Source organism: Gilliamella apis, assembly GCF_030758615.1.
Classification (GTDB): domain Bacteria; phylum Pseudomonadota; class Gammaproteobacteria; order Enterobacterales; family Orbaceae; genus Gilliamella; species Gilliamella apis_A.
This window is the reverse complement of record NZ_CP132381.1, coordinates 1,424,850-1,439,595: the sequence shown is the minus strand read 5'-3', so window position 1 is coordinate 1,439,595 and position 14,746 is coordinate 1,424,850. Positions and strand designations below refer to the sequence as shown.

Here is a 14,746-nt window from a genome sequence, read left to right as displayed (position 1 = left end):
ATTAGGTTTTATATCTAGCTAAAAAGTCTTAAAAATTACTTTTTAGTTTTAGTATTACTTTTTGATTTTGTGGTTTCTTTCGCTGCCGATTTAGCTTTTTTAGTCGGCTGATTTTTCTTACCTTCATTTAAAGCACGGATGCGTGAAGATAGAGAGAATAGACGAATAAAGCCACCGGCATGACTGTGATCGTAAACCTCATCTTCACCAAACGTTGCAAACTCTTCGCTATATAAGCTATTTGGTGATTTCTTCTGTACTGCGGTTGCATTACCTTTATAAAGTTTAACTACAACTTCACCAGTCATATCTTCTGCTAACACTTCTGCAGCGGCTTGAAGAGAACGACGATATGGTGCAAACCAGCGACCATCATAAACAACATAAGCCATTTCTAAACCAAGTTGTTCACGCCATTTGAAGCTATCACGATCTAAGATCAGTTGTTCTAAACCACGTAACGCAGTCATCATGATAGTTCCGCCAGGGGTTTCGTAACAACCACGCGATTTGATGCCGACTAAACGGTTTTCAATAATATCTACTCGACCTACACCATGTTTTGAACCAATTTTATTCAACGTTGCAACACAGTTATATGGTGATAATTTTTTTCCATTAACGGCAACAACTTCGCCTTTTTCAATACCAATAGTGACAAATTCTGCTTCATCTGGTGCATCTTCTGGTGATACAGTCCATGCCCAACAATCAGCATTTGCTTGATTCCAAGTGCTTTCTAACACTCCACCTTCGGTTGAAATATGCCATGCGTTTTCATCACGGCTGTAAATTTTTTCAACTGTTGCTGTAGTAGGAATTTTTCTCACTTTTAGATAGTCAATTAACGCTTCACGTGAACGTAAATCCCATTCACGCCATGGTGCAATAACTTTTAGTTGTGGTGCTAAAGCGGTATAAGTTGTTTCAAAACGGACTTGGTCATTACCTTTACCGGTCGCACCATGACAAAGGGTATCAGCACCAACTTCTAATGCATATTCAACTTGAGCTTTAGCGATGATTGGGCGAGCCATTGAAGTACCAAGATAATACGTTCCTTCATATAATGCGCCAGTTTTTAAAACAGGGTAAACATAGTCTTTAACAAACTCTTCGCGTAAATCAACAACTTTACATGCTACTGCGCCAGATGCTTTGGCCTTTTTTTCCACATCTTTTAGTTCTTTAGGATCTTGTCCAACGTTGGCGACTAAAGCATAAACTTCACAATCGCCATAATTCTCTTTTAACCAAGGAATAATAGCTGATGTATCTAAGCCACCCGAATAGGCTAAAACTACTTTTTTTGTTGCACTTTTTTTCATGTTATACCCTTTCATAATTTACTGACGAAAAAAATAAATGTTTTAAACACTAAGCCAAGTATATCTAACAATAAATATACTTGTTTAATATACTGACTGATTTATGTTTAAGCAATAATTCTTGTACCCGTTATACCTGATTTTCCATTAAATAATTCAATGAGTTTATCTGATTCTTTCCAGCTTGCGATATCTATTGGTCGGCCTAATGTTCTAGCCGCTTCAAAAGCAGAATTCACTTTTACGATCATTCCATCGGTAATAGTTCCTTGAGCAATTAGATGATCAGCCTCAGCTTGCGTTAACGATTCGATTAATTGTTTGTTTTCATCTAAAACACCAGATACATCAGATAGTAAAATTAAATCTGCATCTAAAGTTTTTGCCAAGGCAACAGCTGCGTGATCGGCATTGACATTCATCATCTTGCCTTCATCGGTAATTCCAATTGAACTAACAATAGGTAAATAACCATTAGTAAGGAGTAAATTGATTAAAGCAGGATCGCCTTGTTCGGCTTCACCTACATAACCTAACTCTTCAGAAATTTGCTTAACTTTAACGCTATCACCATCGGCTAAGCAGAGTCCAATACTGGCTATTTGTAATTTTTTCGCTTCTGACAAAATTGTGGTATTCGCACTACCGGCAAGACTACCAACAATCACATCTATTTGATCTGCCGGTGTAACACGTAAACCATTACGTCGAACGACCGGTAAGGAGAGCCGATCCATTAATGAATCAACCACACTACCACCACCATGAACAATAATTAAAGGACGTTTAAAATTTTTTTTGTATTCGCTAATAACAATAAATAATTTACTTAATGCATCTTTATTATCGAGTAATACGCCGCCAAACTTAATAATCAATGGTTTCATTTTTATTTCCTATTCACTCTAATAAATGTTCACTGATATAAACTTGTCATAATTAACAAATTATTATCTATCTTTATAATAAGGCTGTTATTTCATCAAAACCAAATCGAATATTCATACATTGAACTGCTTGCGCAGCTGCACCTTTTAATAAATTGTCTTCCACAGAGATTAAAATCAGATGTTGGCCTTTAAGCACAAAACCAATATCGCAATAAGGTAAGCCAATTACCGATTTTAGGGCTGGCCATTGTTTTTGGTAAACTCTTACTAATGGCTTATCATCATAATATTTATTTAATGCGGTAAGAATATCTTCCTCACTCACCCCTTCTTTCACCTGACAGGTGATAGTGGCATGGATACCATCTTTAAAACAACCTAAATGAGGAGTAAAAATAACTTCCTGCCCTAAATGTGTCGCAATTTCAGGTTGATGACGATGAGTAAATATGCCATAAGCATGTAAGCTGACCTCACAAAATAGATTATTTGTGGAAGGTTTACGGCCTGCACCACTAACGCCACTCACAGCATTGATGACAGGCCATTGCCTTTTGTCTAGTAAATCTTCTTCAATTAACGGTTTTAGTGGCAGTTGCGATGCGGTTGGATAACAACCAGGTACAGCGATTAGTTGCGCATTTTTTATCGCATCAAAATTCCATTCAGCTAAACCATAAACAGCTTTATCTAACCACTGTTGATGTTGATGTTCAAAACCATAAAATTGGGTATAAAACGAGGGAGAATTGACTCGAAACGCACCCGATAAATCAAATACTGTACAACCATTTTCAAGAAAAAATGGTGCGATATCGTGACTAACAGAATGTTCAGTAGCTAAAAATACAATATCAATATCTTTAACAAGAGAAGAATAATCAGCCGTAGCAATTAAAGGTAAATCAACAACACCTTTCAATTGCGGGTATAAAAATCTATCAGAAATAAGTTTTCCTGCATCAAGGCTATTTTCTGATACCGTTAAAGCGACTAATTCAATATTTGGATGTTTTGTTAAATAGTAAGCTAATTTTGCACCTGCATAACCACTCGCCCCAACAATTATTGCTTTTAACATATCTTTCCTTATCTATCATTCAGATTTTTATGCAGTATAGTAGGCGATTTAAACCAACAAAACAAGAGAAAATTGAATTTTTATTCACTTTTTGTGAATTTATTTTCAAAAAGACAATTGCTGCTACGTTTTAAACTTTAGCAGTGGGGTGAAAATGTCTTCCTCCTACACATTAGATCTGTAGGAGGAAGGTTAATGATTATTTTAAATAGCTGGCAGATTTTAAGATTGCTATGAGTAGTTCCCAATAACGATAAACACTTTGAATATTAACTTTTTCATCAGGTGAATGAGGTGAAACAATTGTCGGGCCAATGGATATCATATCCATATCAGGATAAGACTGTTTAAATAGACCACATTCTAATCCGGCATGGATCACCATAATTTTTGCTTGTTTAGAGAAAATCTCTTGATATTTATCTTTAGCTAATTGTAAAAGACTAGAATTTAAATTAGGCTCCCAGCCCGAATAGCCACCACTAATTTCGTAATTGGCATTCACTAATTGGCTTAACGAGATTAATGTTGCAACGACTGCATCTTTCGCACTATCAACTTGAGAACGAATTAAGAAATTAACGTTCAGTTGATTATCGCTAATACTTACAATCCCCAGATTTAAAGATGTTTCAACAACACCATGAATTTGGCTACTCATACTCACCACACCATTTGGCGCAACATTTAATAAATTGATAATTTTACTTTGCTGTTCAACGGCGATGACTCGTTTAATATGATCACTATTAACCTCTTTTAAGGTTAATTCTATATTGGGTTCAACCTGTCCAAACTCATTTTGTAAAATAGATTTATATTGGTTAATAATCTGTTCTAGTTTTGGCAAATCTTGTTTATTTAAGGTTAATTCAGCAAATGCTTCTCGAGGTATTGCATTACGTAAAGAACCACCTCTTATATCTGCTAATCGATATGAGATATCTTGTCCATATTCCGCTAAAAATCTTGCCAGTAATTTTATTGCATTACCGCGGCCAAGATGAATATCACAACCAGAATGACCACCTTTCAAACCTTTTAGCGAGAGTTGAATATAGCAATCATGTGTTTCTGGCATTACCGCATATGTGATGGCAAAACTGGTCGTAAAATCAACACCTCCAGCACAGCCAGTAAATATTTCGCCTTCATCTTCAGAATCAGTATTAATCAAATAATGACTTTTCAACCAATTAGGTTGTAGACCGAAAGCGCCATGCATCCCCGTCTCTTCCGAAGTAGTAACTAATACTTCAAGAGGGCCATGTTCAACTGAAGGATCAATTAATACCGCCAAGGCTGATGCCAAACCTACGCCATTATCTGCACCTAATGTGGTTCCTTTAGCTTTGACCCAATCACCATCAACATAAGCTTGAATTGGATCAACAAGAAAATCATGCTGAGTACCTTCATTTTTTTGCGGAACCATATCCATATGAGCTTGCAAAGCAATTGATGGACAATCTTCCATACCTTTAGATGCAGCTTTACGCAGTAAAACATTACCGGCTTTATCTAGCTGACAGTCAATATGATGAGTGGCTGCAAAATCGACTATATATTTAGTTATCATTTGTTCATGATGTGAAGGATGGGGAATTTTACAAATATCATTAAAAATCTGCCAAACAAATTTTGGATTTAAGGTCGATAGCATATTTTATCCTCAATATTAGGTGGGTAACGAATTAATAAGTGGTTTTTTTTATCTAACCACTCTATAATAAGGTGCAATTTTACATCTATTTTTAGCCCATTAATATTAATTTATTAAATTCGTATATTCGATTAAAATTGCAGGTTACACATGTCAATAGAACAAACTTTAACAGAAGAAGAAATCAAAGCAAAAAAACAGCATAAAGCAGAGCTTATCGCTGAGAAGAAAAAATTCAATGTCACTTGGGAAATGTTACAAGCTTATGGTCGTCAGCTTTCTGAGAGATTATTACCCGCCAATCAATGGAAAGGCATCATCGCTGTTAGTCGTGGTGGCTTAGTACCAGCAGCTATTCTAGCTCGTGAACTTAGTATTCGTTATGTCGATACAGTTTGTATTTCTAGTTATGATCATGATCATCAACGTGAAAAATTAATTTTAAAACAAGCAAACGGTGATGGCGAAGGCTTTATTGTTGTTGACGATTTAGTTGACACTGGTAGCACTGCACATACCATTCGTGAAATGTATCCTAAGGCGCACTTTGTAACTATTTTTGCTAAACCAGCAGGTAAACCATTAGTTGATGATTATGTTGTCGACATCGCACAAGATACATGGATTGAACAACCATGGGATACTGGTGTCATGTTTGTTAAACCAATCTGTGATAATAAATAATGATTCAATATAATTAGGTTGCTATGGTTATGACGGAAAACCTTTCTGAAAAGATATTCAAACCACAATATGACTACCCTGAAACATCATCGCTAATCAATCGTCTTGATAGCAGCAATGGCAGCAGTATTAGTCCTCTTGATGGTGAAATTGATTCAAAATGGTATCGAATCATTAACCCTCTTTTATGGTATTGGCGCGGTCTTCCTAAGTTAGAAATCGAAGCGGTTTTATCAAGAATCGCTATTTCAACTAAGCGCCATACTAATGATAAATGGTTGGATTCAGTTATTGGTTATCAATCTGGCAACTGGATATATGAGTTTTTAAATCAAGCTGCAATGTGGCAAGCTAAAGCTGATAATGTTGCTCAATCTAATTTAACTGAAGAATCGAAAAATAGTTTATATCAGGATTATCTCATTGCCAGCGAATACGCCAGTATTGCCAGTTATCCTCATTTTAAGAATGATGAGCTAGCGATGTATGCTCAAACCTGTGCCTATCAATCGTATATGAAGGCACTTGAATATTCACCTTATTCAACCAAGCAGTTAGAGTTTAAAGTTGAAAATCGGGTTATTAAATCCATTTTGCATTTACCAAACAATAGTAATAGTGGAGTTTGTCCTGTTGTTTTAGTCTGCAATGGTTTAGGTAATTTACAAATTGATTATTATCGTTACTTTAGTGAATATCTTGCTCCACAAGGTTTTGCTATGTTAACTGTCGATTTACCAACCGTTGGATATAGTCGTAATTTTGTATTGAGCCAAAATAGTAGCCAAATTCATCAAGCAGTGATCGAACAACTATCATCGGTTCCATGGGTAGATAGCAATCGAGTGATTGTTGCTGGGTTCCGCTTTGGTTCACATATTGCAACACGGCTTGCTTATTTAATGCCTAATAAAATTAAAGGGTTATTTAATTTTACTCCATTTGTACACCAACTCTTTGTTGATAAGGCATTACAACAAAATCTACCTAATAGCTATAAAGATATGCTAGCCAGTCGTTTAGGTTTAACTTCTGTATCAAATCAAAAATTAGCAGCCGAATTGAATTATTTTTCTCTTAAGAATCAAGGATTATTAACCCATTCTTGCCCTATACCAGTTATGAATATTATCTTTGAAGATGATAAATTAAGTAATTTGAGTGAAGCGAAATTAATTCAATCAGCAAAACAAAGCAAAATTGTCACAATCCCCAAAACACCATTGCAAAAAGGTTTACAAAACGCCTTTGCTCAATCAGTTAAATGGATGGAGTCTATTTTGTAATAGCTAATTTAAATAAGAGTATTGTTATGAATAATAAAAAACAACAAACTGTCGTTGTTAAACTCGGTACCAGTGTTTTAACTGGAGGAACTAAACAGTTAGACCGTGCGAGAATAGTAGAACTGATTCGACAATGTTCTTATTTACATCAAACTGGTCATAAAGTTATTATCGTGACTTCGGGTGCTATTGCTGCTGGTCGAGAATACCTCAACTATCCTAACCTACCCAATACTGTTGCCACAAAACAATTACTTGCTTCAGTTGGTCAAAGTAAATTAATCCAACTTTGGGAACAGCTGTTTTCGATATATAAAATTTATATTGGACAAATGCTATTAACTCGCGCAGATCTAGAAGATCGTGAACGCTTTTTAAATGCTCAAGATGTATTAAAAGCGATGCTAGAGAATAATATTGTCCCAGTGATTAATGAAAATGATGCTGTCGCTACGGCTGAAATTAAAGTTGGTGATAACGATAATTTATCAGCACTTGCCGCAATTTTAGCTGAAGCAGATAAATTGATATTACTTACCGATATCGAAGGCTTATATACCGCCGATCCAAGAAGCGATAGCAATGCACAATTAATAAAAGAAGTAACTCAGATTAATGATGATCTGCGCAGTATCGCAGGTGATAGTGTTTCAGGTTTAGGGACCGGTGGCATGAGTACCAAAATTCAAGCTGCCGAAGTAGCCGGGAGTGCTGGCATAGAAGTAATTATAGCTGCAGGAAATAAAGCCAATGTAATTGTTGATGCAGTCAATAATCAATCGGTTGGTACCCGTTTTTTACCGCAAAAAACCCCATTAGAACATCGTAAACATTGGCTATATGGCGCACCAAACGTAGGCAAAGTGATACTTGATGATGGTGCGATTAATGCTATTTTAAATAATGGTAGTTCGCTATTACCAAAAGGCATTATCGCAGTCGAAAAAGATTTTTCACGTGGTGAAGTCATTAATATTTGTGATAAATCTGGTAAGCAAATAGCTCGAGGAGTCAGCCGTTATAATAGTGATGCATTACGACAAATAGCTGGACATCATTCACAAGAAATTAGCCAAATAATTGGCTATGAATATGGTCCTGTTGCCGTACACCGAGATGATATGCTGATTAAATAATAGATTTAGAATAGAGACATTCGGCCAAATCGTTACAAAAACTTACTCTATAGCGTTGTGTTCAGTACTATCTTTTACTAATAGTAATAATGCCTATAATCAGGCTTTTGTCTATACAAAAACCAACATCAGATAAGGTCATTATTGGCATGTTTATATTTTTCATAATACAAAATGATTTATAATAAAACTAGACAAGTTTTTATTACATTAAAAATAGCTTTTAGAAAAATCGAGCAAACTGCTCCTTTAGAAAATAAAATCGATACAATAGTAAATCAAATGGGTTTAGAGGAATTATTTTAGTAAAATTAGAAATGCATAGTTAAATTACAAAAATATATTGATGAATTAATATATAACATAGCGTTCTGGATAGATTACCTATCTTATCGATAAATAAAAAAACAGATGAATAAGATAAAAGGCTTATAAAATTGAGTATTGAAGTTAATAGCTATCACGAAAAATGGCAAAAAGATGAGCAGGATTTAGTCTTTTATCGACGTAAATATATTGAACCACTTATAATAATTTTACTTACCTGCTTTATAGCATTCTTTATATTCTCTCACATAATCGAAATCCCTTTTCAACTCGGTCTCATTTTATTATTAATGATTGTTTTTTTGTTATTACAATGGGCTGAAAAATATATCATTTTGGGTAAAACATTTATTAGTATTAGGAATAGTCAGTTTACCGTTGCGGATCTTATCCTGTTTACCCTGTTTTTTATTGTTTATGTCTTTTTAAAAAGAAAAGATAAAAATAAAATGACCTGTATCCTATTTAAGAATATTATTAATATCTCAGAAAAAAATCCTAATACCATGATAATAAAATATAAGACAAACGATATTATTGAGGATTATGTTATCGACCTAAATATGATGTTGGAGTCAGAAAAGCAGTTATATTTAGAAAAAATGCAATCTATTAAAAAACTTTGTGGACAAAATCAATAAAGGTTAAGCAATGATAAACGAAATGGGTAAAGCAGCCAAACTTGCTTCATATCAATTAGCACAATGCTCAACAAAAATTAAAAATCAGGCTTTAACTCATATCGCCGATTTATTAGAACTAAATGCTAATGAGATTCTTGATGCTAATCAGAAAGATATGGCTATGGCTAAAGAACAAGGATTAACTGAGGCAATACTCGATCGTCTGTTATTAACTTCAGAACGATTATCATCTATTGCTAATGATGTTAGAAATGTTGTTTCTTTAACCGATCCAATTGGACAAGTTATTGATGGTTCGACATTAGCAAGTGGATTAAAGTTACAACGTCACAGAGTTCCATTAGGTGTGATTGGCGTTATCTATGAAGCTCGCCCTAATGTGACTATTGATATTGCGGCTCTCTGCTTAAAAACCGGCAATGCAGCGATACTACGTGGTGGTAAAGAGACGGTTAATACCAATGCCGCTATCATAGCTATCATTCAGCAAGCTTTAAAACAAGTCGGTCTACCTGAAACAGCAATTCAATCTATTGATAATCCTGATCGCAAATATATCACTGAATTACTTAAACTTGATAAATATGTTGATATGATTATTCCTCGAGGTGGCGCAGCATTACACAAACTTTGTCGAGAACATTCAACCATACCTGTTATTACTGGTGGTATTGGTGTTTGCCATATTTTTGTCGATGAAAGTGCTGATTTTGATAAAGCGCTATCAATAATACTTAATGCAAAAACTCAGCGACCAAGTACCTGTAATACTGTTGAAACATTACTTGTTCATACTGAAATTGCCAATACTTTTTTACCAAAACTTAGTCAAATCATGGCCGATAATCAGGTGATATTGCATGCTGATCCCGATTCTTATAAAATTTTGAATGCTGGAGTGGCAAATGTTTTTGCCGTTGAGGATGATGAACTAAGACAAGAGTGGCTTTCCAAAGATCTGAATATTGTTATTGTTGATTCATTGGAATTGGCGGTGGAACATATTCGCGAATATGGTAGTGGTCATTCAGAAGCCATTTTAACGCGTAGTCTTGTAAATGCTGAACAATTCGTTAACTTAGTCGATGCTGCTGCAGTTTATGTTAATGCATCAACCCGATTCACCGATGGCGCACAATTCGGTTTAGGTGCTGAAGTTGCAGTTAGTACACAAAAATTACATGCCAGAGGACCAATGGGCCTTGAAGCGTTAACAACGTATAAATGGATTGGTTATGGCGAAGATTTAATTCGTCAGTAGTGATAATAACTAACTATTCATAAACCTGAACAGTTAGTTATATAGTTATATAGTTATATAGTTATTAGTTATATAAGTTAAATAGATTAATCAAAATTACGCATTAAAAGCGCATAATTTAAATCAATGTCTTCGGCGATTGGAATATAAACAATGTGACCATCACCAAGTCCTGCTGGAACTGGTTGACCTTTTTTATTTTCCATTCGTTCAATAATAAAGGTCATATTACCTTTAGGGGTCATCATTTCAACACTATCCCCTACTGAAAATTTATTTTTAACAATAATTTCAGCTAAGCCATTTAGACGTTGACCACTAAACTCACCAACAAATTGTTGTCTATCTGATACAGAATGACTATGCACATAGTTTTGCATATCTTCATGTTTATGGCGACGTAAAAAGCCTTCGGTATATCCTCTATGAGCTAAAGAATCAAGTTCCGCCAATAAGCGTGGATCAAATGGTTTACCTTCGCTAGCGGCATCAATAGCTTGACGATAGACTTGCGCAGTTCGAGCACAGTAATAAAACGATTTGGTTCGACCTTCAATTTTTAATGAATGTACGCCAATCTTTGTCAGATCTTCGACTAATTCAACTGCTCTTAAATCTTTTGAATTCATGATATAAGTACCATGTTCATCTTCAAAAGCTTGCATATATTCGCCAGGACGACCAGATTCTTCTAACATAAAGACCTGATTGGTTGTTGAGCCAACACCTAATGTTGGTTCAACTTGTTGTACAGGAATCGGCTCGCATTTATGGACTATTTGCCCTACTTCGTCCTCTTTTCCCTCAGATACTTTATATTCCCAACGACAAGCATTAGTACAAGTACCTTGATTTGAGTCACGTTTATTAATATAACCAGATAATAAGCAGCGTCCTGAATAGGCCATACATAGCGCACCATGAATAAAAACCTCAAGTTCCATTTCTGGTACTTTTTCACGGATCTCTTTAATTTCATCCAGAGATAATTCTCGAGATAGCACCACCCGAGTTAATCCCATTTTGTGCCAGAATTTTACCGTTGCCCAGTTAACCGCATTTGATTGTACGGATAAATGAATTTCCATTTCCGGAAAATGTTCACGAACCAACATGATTAAACCAGGATCAGACATGATAAACGCATCCGGTTTCATGTTAACAATTGGTTCTAAATCACGAATAAAGGTTTTTAATTTTGAATTATGAGGGGCAATATTAACTACCACATAAAACTTTTTACCTTGAGCATGGGCTTCGTTGATACCAATAGCGAGATTTTCGTGATTAAATTCATTATTGCGCACTCGCAAACTGTAGCGTGGTTGCCCTGCATAAACTGCATCAGCACCATAAGCAAATGCGTAACGCATATTTTTAAGAGAACCAGCTGGTGAAAGTAATTCTGGTTTTGGATATAACATTGTCATTAAAAAATGCCTCTGATTTCAAGTCAGTATTACCTTATAAGGTAATAGGTTAAGCAAAATAGGATGGGCATTTTACGCTTTAGCTATCAGATTGGCAAATTTATTGTAACCATAATAAGGAACAACAATATCTCAATTATAAATAAGGAATAATAATCTGTTGAATAAGGCGTTATTTCGTAAGTTTAAATAAAACTTGTGAAATATTTCTTTTTTAAAGATCCGATGAAAACATAAACAAAATTATACAGACAAATCCGCTAAATTTGTGATTAATATCACATAAAACTATTATAACGCCCAATATTTTTTAGCTTTTATTGCTCACATTTGTGCAAAACCACATAGCCTAGCAAACAAATTCAATAATAAAATTAGAACAATATTTTTTGATAGTCATAAAAAGCAATGAGGAAAATTTAAATGACTGAATTCATAAGTTGGTATGGAGCGATAATAGGACTTTTTCTTGCTATTTTTTTAATTCTACGCGGAATAAATCCAGTTTATTCGTTATTTTTTGGTGCGATAATAGGTGCATTTATTGGAGGTGCAAATCTAGTACAAACTATTTCGATTTTAACTACCGGTACACAAAGTATAATGGGAACCGTAATCAGAGTATTAGCCGCAGGGATTTTAGCTGGCGTGATGATGGAATCAGGCGCAGCTGAAACAATCGCACAAGCTGTTGTAAAAAAATTAGGTGAAAAAAAGGCATTACTCGCTTTAGCACTAGCCACCGGTATTATTACTGCATCAGGCGTATTTATTCCGGTTGCTGTATTAATTGTTGCGCCAATTGCTTTATCTGTTGGTAATAAAATGGGGATTTCTCGATTAGCATTATTATTAGCGCTTTCTGGTGGTGGTAAAGCTGGCAATATTATTTCCCCTAACCCTAATACTATTGCGGTTGCCAATGGTTTCAATTTAAGTCTAAGTGATGTAATGATAGCTGGTTTTATCCCTGCACTATTTGGTTTAATTGCAACTGTTGTAATTGCTTCATTAATCAAAAATAAAGGCGATAAAGTAACTATTGAAGAAGTCGTTGCTTTGCAAAAAAATGATGCAGAACAAAAAAATAACAATCCTTCTCTGAGTAAAGCAATCGTTGCACCTGTAACTGCTATTTTGCTATTAATGATCAACCCTATAGGTAATATTTTTCATATTGAAGCATTAGCTAATTTAAAGATAGATGCGCTATATGTACTTCCCGTTGCAGGAATCATCGGTATGTTAGCAATGGGGCAACATCGTAACATTGCTATGTATACTAAATCCGGGATTGAAAAAATGACACCAACCGTACTCATCCTTGTCGGTGCAGGTGCTATTGCTGGTTTAATTGGTTCATCAAACTTAGCTACTCAAGTTATCAATATTATTGATTATATGGGCATCTCAGGTTATTACTTATCACCAATTTCCGGTGTATTAATGGCAGCGGCCACCGCGTCAACATCTACTGGCGTTATTTTAGCAACTGGGACTTTTGGTTCAACCATTACAGACATAGGAATACCGGCTATTAGTGCAGCTGTAATGATGCATACAGGTGCAACTGTTATTGATTCATTACCACAAGGAAACTACTTCCATGTCACTGGTGGTAGTATGAATATGACAATTAAACAACGTATGAAATTGATCCCATATGAAGCTATGGTTGGTGGCACTATGACACTCGTTGCCACAATTTTCTATCAATTTATTATGTAATATTAAGAGTAATTTTTATGAAACAAAAAACATTTGTACTTGCTCCTGACTCGTTTAAGGAAAGCTTAACCGCAAAAGAGGTATGTCAGGCAATCGAATCTGGATTAAAAAAAGTTTTTCCTGATGCTAAATATATTCATGTACCGATGGCTGATGGTGGTGAAGGCACAACACAATCATTAGTCGACGCAACTAATGGAACATTACATACATGTGAAGTCACAGGTCCTCTTGGTAACAAAGTCACTGCCTATTATGGCATTCTAGGTGATAACACGACTGCGGTCATTGAAATGGCCTCAGCAAGCGGTATCCATCTTGTACCCAAAGAACAACGAAATCCATTGATTACCACAACATTTGGTACGGGCGAATTAATCCTTGCCAGCTTAAAACATGGTATTAAAAAAATCATTTTAGGTATTGGTGGTAGCGCCACAAATGATGGTGGCGCAGGAATGGCACAAGCCTTAGGAGTGAAGTTTTATGATAAAAATAATCAGATAATTGCTAAAGGAGGCGGCGCATTAGAGCATTTAGCTAGAATTGATATATCTGAAGTCAATCCTCAATTAGATAAAGTTGAATTTATCGTTGCTAGTGACGTCACTAACCCTCTATGTGGAGAAAAAGGAGCTTCAAGAGTATTTGGGCCTCAAAAAGGGGCTACATCTGAAATGATTAAACAATTGGATGATAACTTACAGCATTATGCATCCATTATAAAATCTCAGCTAAATAAAGATGTCGCAACTATTCCAGGTGCTGGTGCCGCTGGTGGATTAGGTGCCGGATTAATGGCGTTTACCAATAGTAAAATGGAAAAAGGCATCGATATTGTTATCAAGTATAGTAATTTAGAAAATCAATTAATCGGCGCAGATTTCTGTTTTACTGGTGAAGGTGGGATTGACTTTCAAACCAAATTTGGTAAAACACCTTATGGTGTTGCCCAAACGGCCAAAAAACACAATATTCCAGTTATTGCATTAGCCGGGATGATTGGCGAAAACATCGAGGAACTTTATCCAGAAGGTATTAACGCCATTTTCGGTATTATCCCTTCGATATCTAAAATTGAGGATCTATTGGCTGATGGGTTTAAAAATATTGAACGAACCAGTGAAAATATTGGTCGCTTAATTAATATAGCTCAAATTTAACATTTCTAGACAACTAAAAATATGGGGAAATAAAAGATTATTCTTTATTCCCCAATCATGAAATCTTACGAATAAAGTATAAGCTCTGTAGTTTGCTATAATTAAAAAATTTTAACAGGTTTCAA

The 14,746-nt window shown here is 35.2% G+C and carries 11 protein-coding genes and 1 pseudogene; 7 read left to right on the top strand and 5 right to left on the bottom strand.

The features are described from left to right. Nucleotides 1-116 precede the first annotated feature (116 nt). From RAM17_RS06605 to RAM17_RS06590, 4 genes and pseudogenes are all read right to left on the bottom strand, one after another. Nucleotides 117-1,328 (bottom strand): annotated as a pseudogene (locus RAM17_RS06605) (argininosuccinate synthase); the annotation flags it as partial. 107 nt (nt 1,329-1,435) lie between these two features. Then, nucleotides 1,436-2,215 (bottom strand): acetylglutamate kinase, encoded by a 780-nt coding sequence (gene argB / locus RAM17_RS06600; RefSeq protein WP_110447950.1) that lies wholly within the window; start codon nt 2,213-2,215, stop codon nt 1,436-1,438. Between the two features lie 73 nt (nt 2,216-2,288). Beyond that, entirely contained in the window at nt 2,289-3,299 is a 1,011-nt protein-coding gene (argC, locus tag RAM17_RS06595; protein WP_110447951.1) for an N-acetyl-gamma-glutamyl-phosphate reductase, read from the bottom strand. Nucleotides 3,300-3,498: 199 nt separating this feature from the next. Next, on the bottom strand, nt 3,499-4,962 hold the full coding sequence (locus RAM17_RS06590; protein ID WP_110447952.1) for an aminoacyl-histidine dipeptidase: 1,464 nt from the start codon (nt 4,960-4,962) through the stop codon (nt 3,499-3,501). 252 nt (nt 4,963-5,214) lie between these two features. Here RAM17_RS06590 and gpt point away from each other — a divergent pair, with 252 nt between their 5' ends. The 5 genes from gpt to proA all read left to right on the top strand — a co-directional run bounded on the left by gpt (nt 5,215) and on the right by proA (nt 10,300). Beyond that, nucleotides 5,215-5,646, top strand: coding sequence for a xanthine phosphoribosyltransferase (gpt, locus tag RAM17_RS06585; RefSeq protein ID WP_232350129.1), 432 nt, complete (start codon nt 5,215-5,217; stop codon nt 5,644-5,646). Nucleotides 5,647-5,675: 29 nt separating this feature from the next. Further along, nucleotides 5,676-6,932, top strand: a complete 1,257-nt coding sequence (gene frsA, locus RAM17_RS06580) for an esterase FrsA (protein WP_181414667.1) — start codon at nt 5,676-5,678, stop codon at nt 6,930-6,932. Between the two features lie 26 nt (nt 6,933-6,958). Continuing rightward, the gene (proB, locus tag RAM17_RS06575) at nt 6,959-8,068 is read left to right on the top strand and encodes a glutamate 5-kinase (RefSeq protein ID WP_110448064.1); all 1,110 of its coding nucleotides are present in this window, start codon (nt 6,959-6,961) and stop codon (nt 8,066-8,068) included. Nucleotides 8,069-8,505: 437 nt separating this feature from the next. Further along, the gene (locus tag RAM17_RS06570; RefSeq protein WP_110447954.1) at nt 8,506-9,036 is read left to right on the top strand and encodes a hypothetical protein; all 531 of its coding nucleotides are present in this window, start codon (nt 8,506-8,508) and stop codon (nt 9,034-9,036) included. A gap of 10 nt (nt 9,037-9,046) precedes the next feature. After that, complete coding sequence (gene proA, locus RAM17_RS06565) at nt 9,047-10,300, top strand: glutamate-5-semialdehyde dehydrogenase (protein ID WP_110447955.1); 1,254 nt, start codon at nt 9,047-9,049, stop codon at nt 10,298-10,300. A gap of 86 nt (nt 10,301-10,386) precedes the next feature. On the opposite strand, the gene trhP is transcribed toward proA, so the two are convergent. Continuing rightward, nucleotides 10,387-11,724 carry a prephenate-dependent tRNA uridine(34) hydroxylase TrhP gene (trhP, locus tag RAM17_RS06560; RefSeq protein ID WP_110448065.1) on the bottom strand — a complete coding sequence of 446 codons (1,338 nt, stop codon included), beginning with the start codon at nt 11,722-11,724 and terminating at the stop codon, nt 10,387-10,389. A gap of 429 nt (nt 11,725-12,153) precedes the next feature. Between trhP and RAM17_RS06555 the strand changes: the two genes are divergently transcribed. Further along, nucleotides 12,154-13,458: a GntP family permease gene (locus RAM17_RS06555; RefSeq protein WP_110447956.1), complete on the top strand. Its 1,305-nt coding sequence runs from the start codon at nt 12,154-12,156 to the stop codon at nt 13,456-13,458. Nucleotides 13,459-13,475: 17 nt separating this feature from the next. After that, on the top strand, nt 13,476-14,621 hold the full coding sequence (locus RAM17_RS06550) for a glycerate kinase family protein (RefSeq protein WP_110447957.1): 1,146 nt from the start codon (nt 13,476-13,478) through the stop codon (nt 14,619-14,621). The last annotated feature ends 125 nt before the right edge of the window (nt 14,622-14,746 follow it).